Origin of the sequence: Erwinia aeris, assembly GCF_041224955.1 — a bacterium.
Lineage (GTDB): Bacteria > Pseudomonadota > Gammaproteobacteria > Enterobacterales > Enterobacteriaceae > Erwinia > Erwinia aeris.
In genome coordinates this window covers 521,500-543,100 of sequence record NZ_JBGFFX010000001.1, presented here as the reverse complement: position 1 = coordinate 543,100, position 21,601 = coordinate 521,500, and the positions used below count along the sequence as shown (strand labels likewise).

The 21,601-nt window shown below is 54.7% G+C and carries 19 protein-coding genes; 8 read left to right on the top strand and 11 right to left on the bottom strand.

Annotated elements, in window-relative coordinates; translation table 11 throughout:
• Positions 1-17: 17 nt before the first annotated feature.
• From AB6T85_RS02610 to AB6T85_RS02595, 4 genes are read right to left on the bottom strand one after another with little or no spacing between them, the layout of a single operon-like run.
• A complete protein-coding gene (locus AB6T85_RS02610; protein ID WP_253454190.1) occupies positions 18-845 on the bottom strand; it encodes an amino acid ABC transporter ATP-binding protein in 828 nt (275 codons plus the stop codon).
• A complete protein-coding gene (locus tag AB6T85_RS02605) occupies positions 829-1,782 on the bottom strand; it encodes an amino acid ABC transporter permease (RefSeq protein ID WP_253454189.1) in 954 nt (317 codons plus the stop codon). Before AB6T85_RS02605 ends, AB6T85_RS02610 begins: the two co-directional genes overlap by 17 nt.
• A 9-nt stretch (positions 1,783-1,791) precedes the next feature.
• The gene (locus AB6T85_RS02600; RefSeq protein ID WP_301250834.1) at positions 1,792-2,301 is read right to left on the bottom strand and encodes a GNAT family N-acetyltransferase; all 510 of its coding nucleotides are present in this window, start codon (positions 2,299-2,301) and stop codon (positions 1,792-1,794) included.
• Between the two features lie 15 nt (positions 2,302-2,316).
• Positions 2,317-3,240, bottom strand: coding sequence for an ABC transporter substrate-binding protein (locus AB6T85_RS02595; RefSeq protein WP_301250832.1), 924 nt, complete (start codon positions 3,238-3,240; stop codon positions 2,317-2,319).
• 205 nt (positions 3,241-3,445) lie between these two features.
• Here AB6T85_RS02595 and AB6T85_RS02590 point away from each other — a divergent pair, with 205 nt between their 5' ends.
• Entirely contained in the window at positions 3,446-4,423 is a 978-nt protein-coding gene (locus tag AB6T85_RS02590; protein ID WP_369894725.1) for an MsnO8 family LLM class oxidoreductase, read from the top strand.
• 9 nt (positions 4,424-4,432) lie between these two features.
• Positions 4,433-5,758: an LLM class flavin-dependent oxidoreductase gene (locus AB6T85_RS02585; protein ID WP_369894724.1), complete on the top strand. Its 1,326-nt coding sequence runs from the start codon at positions 4,433-4,435 to the stop codon at positions 5,756-5,758.
• Between the two features lie 39 nt (positions 5,759-5,797).
• Here the strand turns inward: AB6T85_RS02585 and AB6T85_RS02580 are convergent, their stop codons facing one another.
• Complete coding sequence (locus AB6T85_RS02580) at positions 5,798-6,751, bottom strand: aliphatic sulfonate ABC transporter substrate-binding protein (RefSeq protein ID WP_253454179.1); 954 nt, start codon at positions 6,749-6,751, stop codon at positions 5,798-5,800.
• Between the two features lie 237 nt (positions 6,752-6,988).
• Here AB6T85_RS02580 and AB6T85_RS02575 point away from each other — a divergent pair, with 237 nt between their 5' ends.
• Positions 6,989-7,384, top strand: coding sequence for an Exc2 family lipoprotein (locus AB6T85_RS02575; RefSeq protein ID WP_301250826.1), 396 nt, complete (start codon positions 6,989-6,991; stop codon positions 7,382-7,384).
• A gap of 76 nt (positions 7,385-7,460) precedes the next feature.
• Here the strand turns inward: AB6T85_RS02575 and AB6T85_RS02570 are convergent, their stop codons facing one another.
• Both AB6T85_RS02570 and AB6T85_RS02565 read right to left on the bottom strand, forming a co-directional pair.
• Entirely contained in the window at positions 7,461-9,281 is a 1,821-nt protein-coding gene (locus tag AB6T85_RS02570; RefSeq protein ID WP_369894723.1) for a glycoside hydrolase family 15 protein, read from the bottom strand.
• A gap of 210 nt (positions 9,282-9,491) precedes the next feature.
• A complete protein-coding gene (locus AB6T85_RS02565; protein ID WP_253454173.1) occupies positions 9,492-9,719 on the bottom strand; it encodes a helix-turn-helix domain-containing protein in 228 nt (75 codons plus the stop codon).
• A 379-nt stretch (positions 9,720-10,098) separates the two neighbouring features.
• Here AB6T85_RS02565 and AB6T85_RS02560 point away from each other — a divergent pair, with 379 nt between their 5' ends.
• Complete coding sequence (locus AB6T85_RS02560; protein ID WP_253454171.1) at positions 10,099-11,067, top strand: apurinic/apyrimidinic endonuclease family protein; 969 nt, start codon at positions 10,099-10,101, stop codon at positions 11,065-11,067.
• Between the two features lie 49 nt (positions 11,068-11,116).
• On the opposite strand, the gene AB6T85_RS02555 is transcribed toward AB6T85_RS02560, so the two are convergent.
• A complete protein-coding gene (locus tag AB6T85_RS02555) occupies positions 11,117-11,902 on the bottom strand; it encodes an OBAP family protein (protein ID WP_301250824.1) in 786 nt (261 codons plus the stop codon).
• 249 nt (positions 11,903-12,151) lie between these two features.
• On the opposite strand from AB6T85_RS02555, the gene AB6T85_RS02550 reads away from it, so the two are divergent.
• Positions 12,152-12,544 (top strand): cupin domain-containing protein, encoded by a 393-nt coding sequence (locus tag AB6T85_RS02550; protein WP_369894722.1) that lies wholly within the window; start codon positions 12,152-12,154, stop codon positions 12,542-12,544.
• 86 nt (positions 12,545-12,630) lie between these two features.
• Positions 12,631-13,653 carry an LLM class flavin-dependent oxidoreductase gene (locus AB6T85_RS02545; RefSeq protein WP_301250823.1) on the top strand — a complete coding sequence of 341 codons (1,023 nt, stop codon included), beginning with the start codon at positions 12,631-12,633 and terminating at the stop codon, positions 13,651-13,653.
• 1,272 nt (positions 13,654-14,925) lie between these two features.
• Here AB6T85_RS02545 and AB6T85_RS02540 read toward each other — a convergent pair.
• A complete protein-coding gene (locus tag AB6T85_RS02540) occupies positions 14,926-15,060 on the bottom strand; it encodes a hypothetical protein (protein ID WP_301289474.1) in 135 nt (44 codons plus the stop codon).
• 566 nt (positions 15,061-15,626) lie between these two features.
• On the opposite strand from AB6T85_RS02540, the gene AB6T85_RS02535 reads away from it, so the two are divergent.
• Positions 15,627-16,565 (top strand): ABC transporter substrate-binding protein, encoded by a 939-nt coding sequence (locus AB6T85_RS02535; protein WP_369894721.1) that lies wholly within the window; start codon positions 15,627-15,629, stop codon positions 16,563-16,565.
• A 318-nt stretch (positions 16,566-16,883) separates the two neighbouring features.
• Positions 16,884-17,243 (top strand): DUF6404 family protein, encoded by a 360-nt coding sequence (locus tag AB6T85_RS02530; RefSeq protein WP_301250821.1) that lies wholly within the window; start codon positions 16,884-16,886, stop codon positions 17,241-17,243.
• A gap of 677 nt (positions 17,244-17,920) precedes the next feature.
• Here the strand turns inward: AB6T85_RS02530 and AB6T85_RS02525 are convergent.
• Together AB6T85_RS02525 and AB6T85_RS02520 are read right to left on the bottom strand one after the other, a co-directional pair.
• Positions 17,921-19,153: an MFS transporter gene (locus AB6T85_RS02525; protein ID WP_369894720.1), complete on the bottom strand. Its 1,233-nt coding sequence runs from the start codon at positions 19,151-19,153 to the stop codon at positions 17,921-17,923.
• A gap of 90 nt (positions 19,154-19,243) precedes the next feature.
• On the bottom strand, positions 19,244-21,601 hold the full coding sequence (locus tag AB6T85_RS02520; RefSeq protein ID WP_301729551.1) for a GNAT family N-acetyltransferase: 2,358 nt from the start codon (positions 21,599-21,601) through the stop codon (positions 19,244-19,246).

Sequence of the window (21,601 nt, the reverse complement as noted above, 5' to 3'; positions counted from 1 at the left end):
GGATATTTGCCTTTCGCCTACAGTACTTTTTCCAGAAAGCGGCGGGTACGCTGATGAACAGGGCGATTCAGCACCCGCTCGGCGCTGCCACTTTCGACAATTTTGCCATCCACCATAAACACCACGCGATCGGCGACCTGCCGCGCAAAGCCTATCTCATGCGTTACCACTACCAGGGTAACGCCCGAGCGTGCCAGCCTGTTAATCACTTCCAGCACTTCGCCCACCAGCTCAGGATCCAGCGCGGAGGTCGGCTCGTCAAACAGCATCACCTTTGGGTTCAGCGCCAGCGCGCGGGCAATGGCGATGCGCTGCTGCTGGCCGCCGGAAAGCTGTCGGGGCCAGGCGTGCGCCTTTTCGCGCAGGCCGACCGTATCCAGCAGCTCGTAAGCCCGCTCAATTGCCTCGCGGCGCTTCAGCAAACCATGCACGATGGGCGCTTCAATAATGTTGTCCAGCACGGTCATATGCGGAAACAGGTTAAAGTTCTGGAATACGTAACCGACCTGAATGCGTTGTTTCAGAATCGCTTTTTCCTTCAGCTCGTACAGCTTATCGCCCCTGCGGCGATAGCCTACGTAGTCGCCGTCGATCTGAATAAAGCCTTTATCGACGCGTTCCAGATGGTTAATGGTGCGCAAAAGCGTCGACTTGCCGGAGCCGGATGGCCCGAGGATCACGGTGACGGTGCCGGGTTCGATAGTCAGGCTGACATCATCCAACGCTTTAAAGGCGCCGTAGCTTTTACTGATATTGGCGATCTCAATTTTTCCGGCCTGGGTTTGCGGGCGATCGCGCCAGCTGGCGGCGTTCTCGTCGCGATTTAGTTCAAGCGCTTCTGACATCAGAACTCTCCTTAAGCGTTGCCGAACGACGGAACAGCGTTAAGCGGGCGGGGCGCCTCTGCCGCACCACGCCGCGCGCAAAATAGTTTTCGACAAAGTGTTGCAGCACCGACAGGACGGTGGTGATGCACAGATACCAGACGCTAGCCACCATCAGCAGCGGGATGACCTGCTGCGTGCGGTTATAAATAACCTGCACGGTATAAAACAGTTCCGGCATCGACAGCACGTAAACGATAGAGGTGCCTTTCGCCAGGCTAATCACCTCGTTGAAGCCGGTTGGCAGAATAGCGCGCAGCGCCTGTGGCAAAATAATACGAAAGGTGCGGCGATACGGCGGCAGGCCCAGCGCGGCGGCGGCTTCGTGCTGGCCCTGATCGACGCCGACGATGCCGCCGCGAATGATCTCGGCGGTATAGGCGGCCTGCACCAGCGACAGCCCCAGCACCGCTACCGAAAACTGATCCAGCAGATCGGTGGTGGCGTGGGTAAAGAAGGTGATGGAGGTGAAAGGCACGCCCAGCGACAGGCTGTCATACAAATAAGCGAAGTTATAAAGAATAATCAGCACCAGCAGCAGGGGCAGCGAGCGGAACAGCCAGATATAGCTCCATGCCAGCGCGTTCAGCAGCCAGGACCTGGCGAGCCGCGCCAGCGCCAGGCCGGTGCCGAGAATCGAGCCGAACAGCGTGCCCAGCAGGGTCAGCAGCAGCGTTTTCCCCAGCCCGTTTAAAATGGCCGGATCGAAAAACCACTGCGCAAATACTCCCCACTCCCAGCGCGGATTGGTGGCAATGGACTGCACCACGCCGGTAATAATGAAGAGCGCGAACGCTGCACCCGCCATGCGCCACGGGTAGCGGGCAGGCACAACTTTCAGGACGACATCGTTCGGCGCGTCGGCGTTGTCACGCCAGCCAGCATCCGGGTTTTTCATGGTAACTCCTCAGGCGCTGCGTCGGACAGGCTGGCTGAGCAGCGTTTTGGTAAAGGGCAGGCGGCCGTCAAAGGGCGGCAGCGCATAGCGTTCGGGATCGACCGCCGGATCGAACTGCGGCTGATAACCCTGCGACAGATAGAGCCTGACCGCTTCCGGCTGGCGAAAGCCGGTGGTCAGATACAGCGCGTCATATCCCTGCAGCGCCGCCAGCCGCTCCAGCTCCAGCAGAACCTTTTGCGCCAGGCCCTGACGCCGCATACTGCTGTGCGTCCAGATACGCTTCAGCTCCGCAGTCGTGACGTTGTAACGCTTGAAGGCCCCCATCGCTATCGGCGTTTCATGGCGCAGCAGTACGATAAATGCCCCGTCGGGCGGTGCATAAATTCCCGGCGGCTCTTCTTCCTGCTCGCCAAAATAGTCGCCGTAGCGGGCGCGGTATTCGGCGAACAGCCCGTCGATAATCGGCTCAATTCGCGGATCGTCCGGCGTGGTATGGATAAAGGTTTCTTCAATCATGGCGTGCTCCCGTACTCAGTCGCCTAAACCCGGCGGGTTAATCTCGGAATGGTCGATTTTTTCGATGCTCTCGCCCCAGCGATCCAGCACCTGTAAATAGCTGCCGCTGGCGATGGCGCCGTTGAGTGAAGCCTGTACGGCTTCCACCAGCCCGCTGCCTTTTTTCAGCGTCACGGCGATATTGGCGGTTTTAGGCCAGCCGCCGGCCACCACGCCGACCAGCCTGGTGGTGCCGGTCAGTTTGGCTTTATAGGCGCCGGTAACGTTAGGGCCGAAAGTGGCGTCGGCGCGGCCGGACTGGATCGCCAGCGTGGCGGCGGCATCGTCGGTCACGTAAAGCGGCTGCATAGCGGGCAAGCCTTTCGCCTGATTTTCTTTATCCCACTGCAGCAGGATGGCTTCCTGATTGGTGCCGGAGCCCACGATAATACGTTTGCCGGCAATATCCGGCGCGGCGTCAATTTTGCTGATTTTACTGCTGCTTTTGACGTAGAAGCCCAGCGTGTCCTGACGATAGGTCGCGAAGTCAAACCGCGCTTTGCGTTCTTTAGTCACAGTTATATTGTAAATCGCCGCGTCATATTTCCCGGAGGCGACGCCCAGCGGCCAGTCTTCCCAGGAAGCCGGAACGATTTTTAATTTTAATCCCAGCCCATCGGCAACCAGACGTGCTATATCCGCTTCGCTGCCGATAACCGTTTTATTATCGCGGGCAAACAGGCCGAACGGCGGCGCGCTGCCCAATACTGCCGTAGCCACCGTCAACGTGCCGGGCGTAACAAATTTATAATTAGCCGGGATCAGCGAAGCCGCCTGAGGGTTTAACGGCGTATGCACCGGCTTTTCATTAGCGATTAAATCTATTCCCGGCGCGGCCTGGGCGCTCAGGCTCAGGCCCAGCAGCAGCGCCAGCGCGCTTAAGCGGTTGCTATTCATCATTTTATCCCTGCGTTTTGTTTTTCTGCACTATTCAGGATGCGGCAGGGCAAGTAAAACAACAAAAACAAATAAAGATAGCGGGAAATAATCTTTTCCCGTGAGCCGTAATAATTTCATTGTTATGCAAAAGCTAAGCTGTAATTAATATTTAGCGTCGCCGTTTTTATATGGAATTCTCGCTGAAAGTATTCAGAGAGAATAAATTATGTCTTATCAGTTAAGTCTTTTAGATCAAAGCCCGGTGGAAGAAGGGCAAACGCCGCAGGCCGCGCTGGCGGCGACGCTTGCCTTTGCCCGCACGGCGGAGCGGCTGGGCTACCACCGGCTGTGGGTGTCTGAACATCACGACAACGAGCGCCTGGCGGGCAGCTCGCCGGAAGTGCTGATAGCCTGGCTTCTGGCCCACACCAGCCGGTTACGCATCGGCTCCGGCGGCGTGATGCTGCAACACTACAGTCCTTACAAGGTGGCGGAAAATTTTCATTTGCTGGCTTCGCTGGCAACCGGGCGCGTCGATTTAGGCGTTGGCAAAGCGCCGGGCGGGTTGCCGCTTTCCACCAAAGCTTTGCAGGGCGAACTGGCAGGGCAAAAGGATTTTCCCGCGCTGCTGGCGCAGTTAACCCGCTATCTTGACGCCGTGACCGAACCGGCCAGCGGTGAAGCCGCCAGAGCGTTGCCGGCGCCATCACACTCGCCGTCGCGCTTTCTGCTGGGTGCCAGTGCGGAAAGCGCCCGGCTGGCCGCGCATCTGGGATGGAACTTTGTCTATGCCGGTTTTATTAACGCCTCTGAGCAGGCGATGCGGGAAGCGGTGCTGACCTTTCACGAGTACGCGCAGCAGGGTAAGGCGCTGATCAGCCTGGCGGCGCTGGCGGCCGACACCACTGAGGAAGCGGCTTCGCTACTGGCCGAACAGCATAACTATCGCGTCACGCTTGGCGAACGGCACGTGACCGTCGGCAGCGAAGCGCAGGCGCTGGCTTTTGTCCAGCAGGCGGGCGCGGCGGATTACCGTATTGAAAAGCAGGCGCTGAACGTGCTGCACGGCACCGCCGACGTTATCCACCAGCGGCTGGCCGCGTTACAGCAAAGCCTTAAGGTCGACGAATTTATTCTGCATACGCCGCTAAGCAATCCCGCGCGGCGTCTGCGTTCCATTACTCTGCTGGCGGGCCAGCATTAAGGAGATCGTATGAGCACCCACATCAAATTCGGCCTGATGCTGCACGGCGCGGGCGGCCATATGAATGCATGGCGTCATGCCAGCGCGCCGGCCGATGCCAGCGTAAACTTCCGCTACTTTACCGATCTGGCACAGCAGGCGGAGGCGGCAGGGTTCGATTTCCTTTTCGTCGCCGACGGGCTGCACATCAACGAGAAGTCGCTGCCGCATTTCCTTAATCGCTTCGAGCCCGTGGCGCTGCTGTCGGCGCTGGCCGCGGTCACGCAGCGAATTGGGCTGGCGGGCACGATTTCTACTTCGTACAGCGATCCTTTCACCGTTGCCCGTCAGCTGGCGACGCTGGATAATATCAGCGGCGGCCGGGCCGGCTGGAACGTGGTGACCTCGCCGCTGGAAGGCTCGGCGCAGAACTTCGGTAAAGCGCATCCGGCGCACTCGCTGCGCTACGAGATTGCCGAGGAATATATTAACGTGGTGCAGGGATTATGGGATTCCTGGGAGGACGACGCCTTCGTGCGCGATCGCGACAGCGGCGTTTTTTTTGACGCGGCCAAACTGCACAGGCTGAATCACCAGGGCAAATTTTTCTCGGTAGCCGGGCCGCTGAATATTCAGCGTTCGCCGCAGGGGCAGCCGGTGATTTTCCAGGCGGGCGCGTCCGATACCGGCATCGGCCTGGCCGGAAAATCCGCCGATGCGGTATTCACCAACGCGCGCACGCTTGCGGAAGCGCAGAGCTATTCGCGGAAGCTACAGGCCAGCGTTGCCGCCAACGGGCGCGATCCGGTAGCTATCTTTCCCGGCATCAGCCCCATTATTGGCAAAACGCCGGAAGAGGCCGAAGCGAAATATCAGCATTTGCTGTCGCTGCTTTCCCTTGACGATGCGCTGGCCTATCTGGGTCGCTTCTTCGAGCATCATGATTTCAGCCAGTACGATCCGGACGGGCCTTTCCCGGACGTTGGCGAGCTGGGGCAGAACAGCTTCCGTTCCACTACCGACAGCATCAAGCATCGGGCGCGGGAAGAGCAACTGACGCTGCGTCAGGTAGCTTATGAAACCACGCTGCCGCGCGGCGAATTCTTCGGTACGCCGCAGCAGGTGGCCGACGCGCTGATTGCATGGGTAAAAAAGGGCGGCGCGAGCGGTTTTATCCTCAGCGGCCCGGTGCTGGTGGAGTCGCTACGCGATATCACGCGTGATGTGCTGCCGATACTGGCGGCGCGCGGCTACTGGCAGCCTTCTGACGAAACCACGCTGCGAGGCAGGCTGGGGCTGCCGTTTAAAGTCAATCGTTACGCTGAGCCGGTGCCGGAGCTGGTTGAAAACCAATAAGATTGATGACGGGCGGCGTCGTGCCGCCCGTGTCCGGGCCTACTGTGGTTTCTTATCCAGCGTCCAGGTGGCGCTGCTGACTTCCACCTTCACCGGCAGCAGGCCAATCTGCGTGAATTTATCGGCCAGCGCCTGCTGCTGACTGAACACTTCCGGCGTCATCCTTTGCGCGCCAAAAGGCATTCTGGCGAGGGCTTTTTGCCAGATCGGCTGCGGCAGGCCGGTTGAGGACGAGAGGATCTTCGCCGTTTCTTCGGGATGGCCGTTAGCCCAGTCGCTGAGCTTGCCCAATTCGCCCAGCACTTTTTCCGCCGTTTGCGGGTGTGCTTCCGCAAATTTACGGCTGGCCAGATAGAAGGTGTAATGCGGCACCAGTCCTTCCGCGTTTTGCACTATTCTGGCGCTGGCGTTAGTCTCTACTTCCGCCAGGTAAGGATCCCAGATAACCCAGGCGTCCACTGCGCCACGCTGGAAGGCGGCGCGGGCATCGGCAGGCGGCAGGTAAACTGGTTTGATATCCTTATAGCTCAGCCCGGCTTTTTCCAGCGCGGTAATCAGCAGATAGTTAACGTCCGATCCCTTGTTCAGCGCCACGCGTTTGCCTTTCAGATCGGCGACATTTTTAATGGAAGAAGCCTGCGGCACCACGATGGCTTCGGTTTTAGGGTTAGCGAGCGAGTGGCCCAGATAGACCAGTTCGGCCTGTGCGGCCTGAGCAAAGGCGGGCGGCGCGTCGCCCGTTGCGGCCAGATCGATGCTGCCGACGTTCAGTCCTTCCAGCATTTGCGGCCCGGCCGGAAATTCCACCCAGCGTACCTGAATGCCCTGTTTTTTAAATTCGTCGTCCAGCGTGCCGCGATATTTCAGCAGCGCGAAAATATTCGCTTTCTGATAGCCGATATTGACCGTTTCCGGCTGGCTTGCCGCCAGCGCCTGCTGTGAAGTGGCCGCCAGAACCAGCGCGGCAAGGCTGCTAACAAGATAATTTTTCATGGTTTTCCCCGTAAAAGTCATCAGCGCACCATAGCAAATTGGTTACGTAGCGCTTAGCGAGTAAATCTGCTGTCCTTAGCATGAAAAAACATATTGGCATTGAAGGCGGCTGGGGTAAAAAAATGGAAACAGGTCACAGCTTTCGATCGTGATGGCTTGCATGCCAGACACGGTTGTGCAAAATTTACCCGGCAATATCCAGGGAAATAGCAATCAGTTAAAACAGGGATGAAAAAGATGAAAAGATTAGTCAGCGCGCTGGCGCTGCTGCTTTGTGCCTGCGCGCCTCAGGGCAGCGTAGAACGCCATACCACCCATGCCGTCCATCAAATTGCGGATGCCAATTTCGATCCTAATACGCGCATGCTGCTGGCCGACTCCATCCGCGTGATGCGGCCCGGCTTTCAGGCTGTATATCAGGCAGGCGTAAAGGACAGGGCTGCCGGCTTAAGTAAAGCGCAAATGGAAGAAAAAGCCGCCTGTCTGCTTAAGCCTGAAAACCTGCCGGATGAGGCCGTTACCCATACTTTTCTGGGTCAGACGTACCTGGCCGATCGGCCAGAAAAAGAGCGTAAGATCCTGGCCGATGCGCTGGCAGCAACCTATCGGGATGGCTATGAAGGGAGGCCTTAGCGCTGCGTCAATCAGGTAAGCCAGCGCATGGCGGCAAGGATGGCCACGGGCGAGCCATCCTTGCCTTAACCTTTTTTTATTCGCCTTTGGCTTCGGTTAATGCCTGGGCCGCGCAGACCAGCGCCAGATGGCTCAGCCCCTGCGGCAGGTTGCCGCGCCAGCTGGCGGTTCTGACGTCAAACATCTCGTTAAAGATTTCTACGTTGCCTCTGTCGCACAGGCTTTCCAGAATTTCATGCATGGAAGCCTCCGCGCGTTTTGTATCCCCCATTGAAGCGCAGGCTTCCACCAGCCAGAAAGAGCAGGCCACAAAGGTGCTTTCTTCCTGCTCCACGCCGCTGTAGCGATACAGCATGGCGCTGTTGTGGCCCAGCTCACGGCGGATGGCATCATAAGTTTTCAGCATGCGTTCGGGATTGACGCTGTTGCCATAATGGTGCATCAGCGCCAGCGAGGCGTCCAGCCTGTCTTCGCAGCCGACATAGAACAGATAGGCCTGGCGGCTCTCCGACCAGCAGTGCTCTTCGATCCAGTCGCGAATACGATCGCGCTCGCGCTCCCAGCGGCCGACCCAGGTAGGTTCGATATGTTTGCCTTCGGCCATCGCGACGGCCTGATCCAGCGCCAGCCAGCAGGCCATTTTGGAGTGGGTGTAGTGCTGTTCGTCGGGCAGCTCCCAGATCCCCGAATCCTTTTGCCGCCAGCTGTCGGCACAGCAGTTGGCCAGTTCGCCAAGCATTCGTGAGGTAGCAATATCCAGCACGTGGCCCGCCTGGATAAACAGCCGGGCGGTAGAGAGCATATCGCCATACATGCTGAGCTGTACCTGATCGCGGGCATTATTACCCACGCGCACGGGTTGTGAATCTTCATAGCCCCTGAGCGGCAGGTAACGCTCTTCCGGCACCAGACTACCGTCCAGGGTATAGCAGGCGCGCAGCTTAACGCCGTGGCGAATAATGGTGTGCGTCAGCCAGGAGAAAGCGGCCTTACAATCTTCCAGCGCCCCCAGGTAGACGAAGGATTTAATGATCAGGCAGGCGTCGCGCACCCAGGCGTAGCGATAGTCGTAGTTCTTCTCGCCGCCAAAGCCTTCGGGTAAGGATGACGTCGCCGCAGCCGCCAGCGCGCCAGTTGGCGAGTACCAGAGAAATTTTAGCGACAGCGCGGAACGCTTAACGTGCGGTGAGAACAGCCCCTGATAAGAAAGGTGGTTGACCCAGTCGCGCCAGGCGGTATGACTGGTTTCAATCCTGTCGTCGATCGCCGCGAGATCCGGCACGGCTAACGGCTCTTTTTCACTCGCCAGCAGCGCTATCAGCGAATGCGAACCGGGAGAGGTGACCAGGCGTCCTTCGACCGCTTCATCGCACAGCCAGCTAATCGTTACGTCTTCGCTGGTGCGCAGCATGGTCATCAGATCGCCGATATGAAAAACCGCGCCGTGATGGGTATCCGCTACCCACGGCGAGCGGCTTTCCGCCATCGTGCTCAGCTTAAGGCGCAGGTTCAGCACGACTTCGCCTTCAACGCCTTCCACACGTCGCGCCAGCTCGCTCCACGGCAGACGGCCCGCCAGCGAGCTGTTCAGCGATTCGGTAAGGCGAACCGATCCGCTTTCTGTGCTGTATAGCGTTTCAAGGACGTTGCTCTCCTCGCGATAGCGCCGCTCGACGCGGTAGCTGCCTTCAGGCTCCAGCTGGAAAAAACCGCCGATACCGGGATCGAGGATGCGATCGAACAGCGGCGGCGAGTCCAGATTGGGCTCGCACCACCAGTCGATGGCGCCATCGGGCGCGATCAGCGCCACGGAGCGCCCCTCGCCGATAGCCGCATAGTCGCCGAGACCGGCAAAACCCTCTTTACGCACGGGAGAGCGGTAGGTTTTATTTTTCACTCGACGTCCCTTGTTCAGAATATATAGACGGCCTGAGCCATAAAACGATGATGGCTCACCGAATGACATCAGGCTCTGGATTGAAAAGTATAGATAAGTTTTCAGCTTGCGCAGGCAAAGCGCCCGGCATGACGGCGCCCGGGCGGCAACATTGGGGAAAATAGCGTAATAAGCGCGGCCGCAAATAGCATGGCGCAGGCGTGTTGGTTATTAAAGCGTCACTGGCGGGCGAGAAACCAGCATTTCAATCGGCACATCGAGCGCCAGAGCCAGATTATTCAGGGTAAGCAAACTGATATTACGCTTGCCGTTTTCAATATCGCTAAGATAAGTACGATCGATGCCGCTACGCTCGCTCAGGGCAATCTGACTTAGCTGCTTGCGTTTGCGGAACAGACGTACCCGTTCGCCGACGCTAATTAACAGACCGTCATGCAAAGTGTTTTCTCCGGCAAATTCAGGCTGGGATCCATCCTGAATCTATATAACAACATTCTGATTTAACAGTATTAAATTTCATTTAAGACTATTCCTGGTGTTTGCCATCTGCCTGGCCGGGCCGCTACTATTGCCTGTTCTCCGCCTTGATAATTTTTAATGCTGCTTGCCATTGCGGTCGAGATCCGGCTGACAGTCGGTTTCAGAATGCCGTAACAGTTAATCAGACGGCAGGTTGGGCAGCGACTTGCTTATTAATGCTCCTTCTGGCGTTCCTGCTTTCCCAATATTGTTGAAAAACCGCGCGGCTGGCAGCCTGCCGCCCCACAATTCTTTCTGAGTTGTTACACTCAGTTCTGGTGTCTCAACAGGAGTAATCATGAAACTGGGCTTTGCTTGTAAATATTTTAATGCTGAGGCAAAACAGCCTTTTCCATTAAGAGCCACCACGCGCACCCGATTTTTGAGCCTGGATAAAGCAGCGCGGCTGGCGCTAATCAGCGAAATATCGCAGCATAATCTCAGCAATCTTTACCTGACGCTGGAAGCGCTGGCGAAAGAGCCGGAAGCGCTACGTATGATGCGGCTGGGAAGCGATCTGCTGCCTCTGTTTACGGTGCCGGAAGCGAACGAGCTGTATCAGGACTATTTACCGGAACTGCATTCGGCGCTGGCGAAATGCGGCGATTTCGCCCGGGCCCATCATATCCGCCTCTCTTTTCATCCGGGACAATATTCCGTGCTGGCGTCAGATAATCCACTGGTGGTGGAACGCGCCATTGAAGACGTGGAATATCACACGCTGTGCGCGAAGCTGATGGGCTATGGCAAAACCTTCCAGGATTTTAAAATCAATATCCATATGAACGGCAAGGGCGGTTTTGAGGGATTTCAAACCGCGTTTCACCGCCTCAGCCCGGAAGCGAAAAACATGCTGACGGTGGAAAACGATGAGATTTCCTGTTCGCTGGATGACGTGCTTCAGGCGAAAGAGCTCTGTCCCATCGTGCTGGATATTCATCACCATTGGGTAAAAGAGAACGAATTTATCCAGCCCGACGATCCGCGTATCGCGCAGATTAAAGCCTCCTGGCGCGGCGTCAGGCCGGTGCTGCACTATTCGATTTCGCAGGAAGGTATCATTCCGCCACACGGCTGGCCAAATCAGGAAGAGTTAGGCGTGGCAAGAACTAAGCTGCGGGCGCACTCCGACTATTATTTTAACGATACGCTGAACGACTGGGCTTTATCGTTCAAAGAGTTCGATATCATGTGCGAAGTAAAAATGAAGAACCTGGCGAGGGATCGGCTGTTTAACTACGCAGGGCAGGACAAAGAACAGGATTAGCGAGCGCGGAACATGCGCGATGGCGCACATGTTCCGTTTCCCGCCTTGCCTAGAGCTTGCCGCTGCGGGTCTGCTCTGAGGTGGTAAAATGGGTTTCGCCATGAGCAATATCGCCGCCGCCCTTGACGCTTTTCAGCTGGACGGTATCGCCATGTTCCCAGGCGTTGGCGCCTGCCGCTGCCGGATGCGCAATGATATCTTTGCGTGACTCTCTGATTTTCTTCGTGTCCACGTCGAATCTTTTGTCGCGATCGATCAGCAAACGCGGATCCATCTGGCCGTCGGCGGTAAAGCCCATCATCAGCGCCGGAATGCCCAACGGCAGCGTTTTATCACGATCGGTATGCCAGGTATGCCAGGTTTTGCCGTAGGTATTAACGATACGCGACATCAGCGCTTTTTCCGCCAGCGGCGGCAGGCCAGGCGCGATCAGCGTGCCGGATTTCACCTCATACTGATGGCTGTGCCAATACTTTTTCTCTTCCGGCGGCAGCGTTTTAAACAGTCTTTCGCTGATAATATATTCCACGCCCATCAGCTTGGCGTCGCGCGTGTTGCCGTCGTAAATTACCGCCTGCATCACGTCGTCGTTGAGAATGGTGACGTAATGGTGCGCCTCCATCTGTCCATTGTGGTCGCCGTTATAGAAATGAAAGCCGTCCAGATAAGCGTTAATAGCGTCAATGGGCGGGCGGGACTGCATCGCTGCCGCGCCGGTATCCAGCAGCTTTTTTTCCGTCGAGGTCGGGGCGCCAGGGCTGGTAACTTGCGAGGGCGAATTGTGCGCGCCGCAGCCGCACAGCAGCAGGGCGATCAGAGGCAGGGTTCCTTTCATTTTGTCTCCGTAACTTGAAAGTGTCTGAAATTGTTTAATGCTGATACAAAATGTCAGTAAAAGCCTGGCAGGTAACGGTCATTTCGCAACGTCGTTGTTCCGGCAATGTTTCTTCACCAGCGTGAGGCCCGGCGTCCTTTACCCGCCACTTTTCTGCCTGAAATCAGCGCGCGGCATCTCCTTTGTGACACGGCGGCCGATCTTCTACTAAGTTAAACAGGAGGACGCTATTTTATAAAGGAGGCCACCTTGACTGACCAAAAGAATGATTCAGCAACGATCCAGACGACCGAACTGCTTCAAACCAGCGAAGCCTGGAACGATACGCCCTATACCGCTTATCCCGCCGGTAAACCCCAGCTTACGGTAATGAAGATGACTATTCCGCCGCATACGTCGCTGCCCTGGCATTCGCATCCGATGCCAAATATGGCTTATTTGCTCTCTGGCCAGCTGACCATTGAAGATAAAGAGAGCGGCAGAACGCATCAGGTAAAGGCTGGCGAAGCGCTGAATGAGGCAACGGGCGATATTCATCGCGGCTATACCACCGACGAAGCCGCTGAGCTGGTGATCTTCTACGCGGGCGCAGAGGGACAGCCGCTGTCGGAGCCGTTGCCCGGCGAGCCTGCGGAGTTTTAACCGGTTGACGGCAGACAAGCCCAGGCTTCAGCGTTAGTATGACGGTTTCAAGGCGCCAGATGCGCGCCGCTAAAGGTCATTATGCTATGAAAAAAATTGGGTTTCTCTCTTTCGGTCACTGGACGCCCTCTGCACAGTCGGCCACCCGATCGGCGGCAGATGCGCTGCTGCAATCTATCGATCTGGCGGTAGCCGCAGAAGAGCTGGGCGCCGACGGCGCCTATTTTCGCGTGCACCACTTTGCCCGCCAGCTTAGCGCGCCGTTTCCGCTGCTGGCGGCCGTTGCGGCCCGTACCAATAAAATTGAAATTGGTACCGGCGTTATTGATATGCGCTACGAGAACCCGCTTTATATGGCGGAAGACGCCGGCGTGGCCGATTTAATCAGCGGCGGGCGTTTGCAGTTGGGCCTCAGCCGCGGCTCACCGGAACAGGTCATTGAAGGCTGGCGCTACTTTGGCTATGGCCCGCAGGAGGGCGAAAGCGATGCTGATATGGGGCGGCGCCATACCGAGGCGCTGCTGGAAGTGTTGAAGGGCGAAGGGTTTGCAAAACCTAATCCGCAGCCGATGTTTCCTAATCCGCCGGGACTGCTGCGGCCTGAACCTTTTTCCTCCGGGCTGCGTGAACGGATCTGGTGGGGGTCGGGTTCGGACGCCACGGCGGTTTGGGCCGCGAAGCTGGGGATGAACCTGCAAAGCTCGACGCTAAAAGATGACGAAACCGGCGAGCCTTTCCATATTCAGCAGGCAAAACAGATCCGTGCCTATCGCGCCGCCTGGCGGGAAGCGGGTCATCAGCGCGAGCCGCGCGTTTCGGTCAGCCGCAGTATTTTTGCGTTGGTCAGCGAACAGGATCGTGCCTGGTTTGGCAGCAGCGGGCAGGGTGGCGATCAGATTGGCTACCTGGATGAAAAAACGCGTGCCATCTTCGGGCGCAGCTATGCCGCCGAACCGGAGAAGCTGATTGCCCAGCTGGCGAAGGATGAAGCGATTGCCGAGGCGGATACGTTGCTGCTGACCATCCCTAATCAGCTTGGCGTGGCATATTGCACGCACGTGCTGGAAGCAATCCTTAAATATGTCGCCCCGGAGCTGGGTTGGCGGTAGCACTGAGCCAGGGCAACCTGGCCGGTTAAAGGCAGCGCTGTTAGCGACGGAAAAGTAATCCTTTTAAGCGCAGAAAAGGTGCTGGCTGTGGCGACGGTCAGCACCTCCATTTAAACGTATTTCAGCTATGCCAATGGCTGTATCACAAAAATTTTTCGCTTAAACCTGGTAGGGAAGGTAATAGTTAAAGACAGATATCCAAAGAATAATAAATAGCCGGTGGCACATGAGCCGGGCAAAATAAAATCAACCCAATGCCGAACTTTCTCAGTAAACGATGGGCCATAACGTTTTCCCTTTTGTCTCGCCTGTATGGCACTTCTCTACCTTATTACGCGCAATACAACCTTGTTGCTAAGTGCTGTGCCGCATCCTTTTCGCTCTCATCCTTGCAAAGGCACGCTTTTTTCCATCGAAAACTGGCAATCCCGTCGTACGGCTTTTAGCCGCTACAGAGCGTGCCTTTCTGCTTTGCCGGTTCATCTTATGGTTTGTAAGCTGGCTGAGTTACCTAAAATAGTTACAACATACATTTATTTTCAATATCAATAACCTCAAATAGACACCGAGCAGCAGGCGCTTAGCAGAGGCTTAATGCACTTCTTTTGCTTACCCATAAGCCTTCCTGACGGACAAGCCTGAAGGATCCTTAAGGACAGGGCAGGGGAGAGAACGCGCGCGACAGCAAGATGTTAACCAGGTTTAGGGAGGTGATCAGAGGGGATGCCATCCAGCAAAAGAGGCTGTCTGACAGGGATCGTAAATCATCGGAAAAATCATTTAGCGTCATTCACAGGAAATAATTTCTATAAGAAAAGAGCGGCTACCGTAACAGAAAACTATCTTATCGGAGTATTTTAGTTGTGAGAAAAATTTTCGTAGTAAAAAAATATCACCTCATGCATAAACCACGCTGATTAATAAAGCGGTGGAATTTAAAGACGCTGCAATGAAGATCGCCACGTAGGTGGTAAATAAGAAACAGCGTTGCAGTTGATTAAAAGCATAAGAAGTTTCCTGCTACGCTTATTTTATCTGCGCTTATAAACGACTTTTCAAATTTTATTTTCATTAGCCTTTCTCAGTAAAATGAAATCTTAACACCTTTTATTTGAAGATAATCCTTCCTGTAACATAGCCCGTAAAAAAAGGAATGATCACTTATTGGTAAGTAATGGTGGTTTTACAGCCTGCGGCCGGTTGGCTAATAAAACAAAGTAGTTCATTTTTAGCCGTATGCTGCGCTTTTATCAGGCTGAGCCAGGGAAAACTTCAAGGCGAACTACTGGATGGCCGCTGGCTACAGCGTTTTTTATTGCTGTAGATAAATCGCCCGAGCGTCAGGCACAGCGCCTGCATGGCCGCTTTCTCTTTCTCCCTGAACTTTTGCTGCCTGGCGATGCTCATTTTTTACGCCTGAAGCGGCGTTTCGCAAAAATTATCAACAGAATTAGGGCGTTTCACCGCAACGGTAGCGCTTTTCAGAGCGATTTATACTTTTTTATGCACAGGTAATCCCCATTTTCTGTGGATAACAGTGGCCAGCAAACGTATGGTGTGGTCGAAAATTCGACCAGTTGATAAGTATGGCATTGTTTATGGTATCTTTTTGAATTTAATGGCTAAATGCACTTAAAGCCTTCTTGAGAAAGCTTTACTACTCCAAAACGCCCCGCATATGGATAAAATAGCTATAGCTGACTTTTTACGATTTGTGCATACGCCCAGGATGAGCCTGGGGAGCGGCACCTTATCGTAGGTAAATTTTGATAAAAGTTATTATTCAGTAATGTAATGGAAGTATTGTTATAAGTTTCGGTCGGATTTATCAGGCAAAAAACAATAAGATGCTTTCATCTGAATCTGGCAGTGAGAATAAGATTTTTTGCGCGGCGTATCGGTACTCTGCGGGATTAATCTTATTTTGGCTTAGGTAAATACTTAGAACGATTTCTGACAGGGAAAAAGATGAGATGAAAAATTTAATAGTATTGCTGGCATTGGCCGTAAGCGGGTCGGTTTATGCTGATGGCGTGACTACATTAAGAATTGCCGATCAGAAAGGCAATATGCGCGCGCAGCTTGAGGCCTCCGGCTTGCTTAAAAACCTGCCTTTCCATATTGAATGGGCGGAATTCCCGGCCGCCGCGCCGCTGGCGGAAGCGCTTAATGCCGGCGCGGTAGATGCAGGTATTATCGGCGACGCGCCGCTGTTATTTTCCATAGCGGCTGGCTCGCAGGTAAAGGCTATCGCCGTAGATAAATCTGACCCAATTGGAACAGCTATCGTGGTTAATAAGGATTCTACGCTGCACAGCGCGGCCGATCTTAAAGGAAAAAGTATCGGAACGGGGCGAGGCTCTATTGGCCATTTCGTGGCGTTGAAAGCGCTGGCACAGGCAGGGATTAAGGCAGAAGACGTGCGCTTTCGTTATCTTACGCCTGGCGACGCGAAAATCGCCCTGGCCAGCGGCGCGATAGATGCCTGGGCAACGTGGGATCCTTATACCGCGCTGGCGGAAACCTCCGGCATCGGCCGCGTACTGGTTAATGGCCAGGGATTGATCGCAGGTAATAGTTTTCTGGCTGCTACCGACAGCGCGCTCGGCAATGCGGAAAAACGCCAGGCATTACAGCAGTATGTGACCCTACTGGCCCGTGCTGAGCAGCTGGCCTACAACAATATTGACGGCTATTCGGCAACGCTGGCCAACATTATCGGTTTTCCTCAGCAGGCGGTAAAACTCTCATTCAGCCGCAGGAAAGCACACTGGCAGGCTATCGATCCCCAAACGGTGGCTCAGCAGCAGGCAACGGCCGATTTTTATCAGCAGCAGGGGCTGATCGCCAGGCCGCTACGGGTTGAGCCGACCTTTTATCGGGGCATAACCGTAGAGGCCGGTCAGCGTTAAGCTTGCCGATATTTTTCGGCCGGTGCTTACTTCTGCCGTGGCATGGTGCGGAGCAGTAAACAGCGTAATAATCATAGTGCCTGAACGGGCGCTTTAATGGCTTCACGCTTATACTGATAAATTCCTGTCATCCGCGGTAAATCATCCTCCCTGATGCACATTGTGTCGGCTGCCAGCCCGCTGAGTACGCGATATTCTCCGGCGTTATGCCTTTTGACATGGTTTAACTGCCTGTTTCAGTAAAACGATGCTAATAAGAAATCATTCCTTTCGGAAACTGTTACACTCAAATAACAACAAAAATTCCAGGGATTTATTATGAAAAGCTCCCCGATTTTCGATGGAAAAAAAAGGCGTGCCTTTGCAATGATGAGGGCGAAAGGGATGTGGCACAGCACTTACGCTCCGCCGTGCCATCGTCTTTTGTGGAACCTTGGCTTCAAGGTGGCGCCGCCGCCTTTATCGCCTTTCATGACTAATTTATTCAGCTTTACGATTGTCTATACGCCATTCTGGGGGATCGTGATGTGGTTTGTGTTCTGGAAAGCACAGTATGTGGATTTACTCTCTGCTTCCATAACCATACTGAGCGCAGGCCTGTTGTTTAGCCTTGTGATGTCCGTTTTTCAGCTGTGGCGAAAGAAAGCTAACCACCTGCCTGAATGGGAACAGATATAGCGGCGTGGGTGAGGGAAGCGTGATTGCGCCTTTCCGCCAAATCCAGGCGACAGGGCGCATCGCGTTCTCCCAGCATTTTTGCCCGGCTGAGCCTCATTTATTTTCCTCTGTCAGGCCGTACTCGCGAACGGCTCATCAAAAATCGCCTTCCTGAACATGCTTTCCCAGCCGTCCTGTTCAAACGACACCGGCGGGGAAGCTTTGTTGCCCTGATTAAATTATCGGCGTTTCGATGACGGATCTGTCCTGAACCGTACATTTTTCCGGCAATTCTAATCTGGTTGCGCTACGTGAATTCTGTGGGATGGGCAGGGGTAATATGCTGCAGAATTTACATAGCGCGATCGTTTTTATCGATCCTGATGTTTATAAAATAGCCCGATCCCGATCGCCCTGGATCCCATTGTTCTTCTTCAGGCGGATCGCCTGCTTTTTCTGGATTCATATAATGCCCATTATATGAATTTAGTAAGAAAGGATCGCAGCTGTATGTGTTCAGAATGACGCCGTTAACGAATATCGCAACGCTTTGGCTACACGTGAAAAGCGATTTTATTTTATGCGGCGATGCCCAGTCGATCGGCACTTTGCTCTGGTCGATCCCGAACAAAGCGCCGATCGATTCGTCCTGGCAACCGGCGGGAAGGTTGAGAAAGCCGCGCCGTTGCCGGTATTTATTACGGGCGAACCACCGACTGTCGACGCTGATTTTCGCGGAGAAATGCCAGTACCAGCCCCAGCCACAGCAGGCCGCAGGTAAGGTTTACCAGACTGAATCCTCGGCTGCCGACGCTGAAGTAAGAGGCCTTTGCGGCTTCAATTCCCAGAGCAAAAACCAGGATAGTGACCATGCCAACCATTGCCGCCACGCTCCCTTTTCCGGCGCTGCTGGAAAACAGCGTCATGCGGTAAAGCCCGGCGCTGACCAGACCAGTCCCGAAACCGTAAATGCTTAGCCCGGCCGTCAGCCACAGGTAGCTGTGCTCGTTAAGGGTGGTGGCGACCGCCGCCATGGCTAACCCGCTGACGACAGGCCAGGCACCCAGGCGCAGCGGCTGCGCAATAGATACACGGCTGGCAAGTCGGCTTAGCGTGAAATTGCCGGCAATCATGGCCATAAAGACCGGCAGTTGCAGCAGCGCATACCCCATGCGGCTAAGCCCGCTATCATGAATAAGGATCACTGGTGATAAAGCCACCCACGAAAGACAAGGGATAGTCACTAACCCTATTGCCAGGGATCCGCTCATCACCTGACGATCTTGCAGAAGCGCAAAATAGCCTTTACCAATCGACTTCAGCGAGAGCGGTGTTTCTTTGTCGCCAGCGGTTTCAGGCATAGCCTGCCACAGTCCGACCAGCGCAATCGCCGACAGGCCGCCAAACAGCCAGAACATAGTGCGCCAGTCGCCCACCGAGAGAAAAGCAGCGCCTGCCAGCGGCCCGGCTAACGGCGCCAGTAAAGCGACGTTTGCCATCAATGCCATTATCTTCACGCTGAGTGATTCATTAAACGCTTCCTGTACGGCGGCGTAGCCGACCGAGCCGATAAAACACAGGCTAATTCCCTGCAGAAAGCGCAGTAACACAAATTGTTCAATGCTTTGTACCCAATGCGTAGCCACACAGGTGAGCATAAAAAAAGCCACGCCGGAGAGTAATACCGGACGGCGCCCAACCCGATCGGAAAGCGGCCCGAGCAGCCATTGCAGCATCAGGCCTCCGATAAGATAGGCAGTCAGTGAGGTGGAGACCCACTCAGGGCCGACGGCAAATTCCTGGGTGACCAGCAGCATGCCGGGCTGGATCATGTCGTGGGCTATATAGGTTGCAAACTCAAATAACACCAGCGACAGCGGGAAAATCAGGTGTCGGCGAGTCAACTGCGATAGGGGGTGATAAAGAGCCATCTGTATACTGTCCCGGAATAAAAAAAGGAAAACGCGGCCGCCAGAGCGGTCGCGTCAGTAAAGCTTTTGTTAAGGCAAACAATGGGGTCGTTAACGCCAGCGCGCTATCGGGTTGATCAGCGTTCCGGCAAATTTAAGATTTTCAGCCGGATCGGAGAGATTGATCATCTGTTGATTATTTGCCAACTGCAGACGATTCAGACAGGAGCGGGTAAACTCCGGCGCAAACATGTCGTAGCGAGAAAATTTCTCTGCGAATTGAGGATGTGCCTGTTGATAGTCTTTAACGCACTGTGCCACTGCCTGCCAGAATTCTTCCTCCGGCAAGGTGCCCGATTCATGCAGGATCGCACTGATAAAGCGGAAGATGCAGTCAAAAACATCCGTAAAGATCGATAACAGTTTGAGGTTTTCCGGCACGTCCACCGCCAGTCGCTGTACCTTGTCAGGGAGAACCGCATCGGGATCCATTACGGCAATTTCTTCGCCGATATCTTTCATACAGGCGCTAACCGGAACATTGTTTTCTAACAGCATAATCAGGTTTTCGCCGTGCGGCATAAATACCAAATCGTACTGATAAAAGCAGTGCAGAAGGGGGCTGAGATAGCAGGTCAGATAGCGTGATACCCACTCTTTAGCCGGTAAACCGGAATCGGCTATCAGTGCCGGCAGCAGGGCTTGCTGATGATGGTCTCTGTGCAGGAAAGACGCCATAGTCATCAGACGCTGGCCGGGCTTCAGGCTGGCGGCCGGGTTATCCCTCCACAGCGCGGCAAACATCTTTTTATAAGCGGAATCGCCCTTGATAGCCTGCTCGTAATAGCGGTTGTGATAACCCACTGCCGCCACTTCACGCAGGATGCGAAAATCGCAGCGTTGCAGCCATGCATCACCGACAACCAGCTTTTCCAGCCACTCGTTAATCGCTGGCGTGGTAGCCATATAGTAAGGCGACAGGCCGCGCATAAAACCCATATTAAGCACGGACAAAGCCGTTTTAACATAACGTTTGCCGGGCTGGCTGCGATTAAAGAAAGTGCGAATAGACTGCTGGGCCTGATAGCTATCGTCGCCGCTGCCCAGATAGACAATATCGTTATTCGCAATATCTGCCGCAAAAACGGTCAGCAACTTGTTTTGCCACTGCCATGGATGAACGGGCATGAAAATGTATTCATCAGCCGACAGCCCTTTTTTAATCAGTTGCTGGGTAAAGTGCTCCACGGTTTTTTCCCCCAGCTCATCGCGCATCAGCTGCTCGTAGCTCAGGTTGCTCAGGCTGGAGAAATGGGCATTGCGTTGGTGAACCGCTACCCAGATGAGCCTGACAGGCGTAGCGGCCTCTGGCGCAAAAGCAAGATAGTCACGGGCATCAAAGCCAATACGGCCATTGTTGGCAACAAAGCAGGGATGACCTTCGGTCATGGAGGCTTCAACAGTCTGGAAATCCGCTTTTACCAGCGCCTGACTGTCAGGCTGGTTTTTTTGTAGCTTGAAAACGCTGCTGCACAGCGTGCTGCTAATCTCTTCCATATATGTTGCCAGCAGCGCCTGTGGGATGCCAATCTGTTGGTTAAACTCAACGATAAACTGCAGCGCATCCAGCGGCAGAGCACGACCATTCTCCTGTTTGCTCAGCGACTCAACCTCAATTTCCCAATGATCCAGCGCAAGGCGCATCGCCCGGAAATGATAAGTTAATTCGCTTCCCGGTACGGACAACATATAGCGGCAATCACCCGTTTCAACAGGCGTTACGATTTTTTCATGAGCAAATTCGGCAATAGCTTTGCGGATCAGCAAACGGTTAGCCTGGGTCCAGTTATCGCACGTCAGATGAGCGCCGTTCAGCAGTGAGGTCGTTTCAGTGGTCATATTCAGCTGTTCCTGCAGTAGAGCGTGTTGGTAATCTTCCCGCTGGCAAAAGGCCAGCCAGGCCGTTTTGTGTCCCATATCAATGGTTTGCTGATAACGAAAACCCGCACGCTTGTTTAGCACATGAATTTTGTCGTTACGTACGTCTGGCTCAACCACTACGCGGTTCACTTCCGGTCGGCTGAACATGTAATCCATCACCAGGGTGAAAACCTGCCAGCTGAAATCCCTGACCGGCTGGCTGGCAGGGGCGATCAAAATATGCATGCCATAGTCGTCCGGCGCGGCAGGATAAAACTTACCTACCTCATCGTCGCTGGCGCGGTAGCATTCGATCAGGAACACAGGCCGATCGTCGCAACAGCCGATCAGCGCTGCGTGCGGATCGGAGGAAGTTAAATCCTGGTAAAAAGCGGCAACCTGCTCAGGGCTATGTGTCTGCATCCCCCAGAAGCGCGCATATTCACGCGTAACCCAGCTATGGATCAACACAGCGTCTTCTGCGCGCATAGGCCGGAGGCTGAACGTGCCGGCCGGACGGTCGGCGCTAAAAATTGTAGGCGATGACAT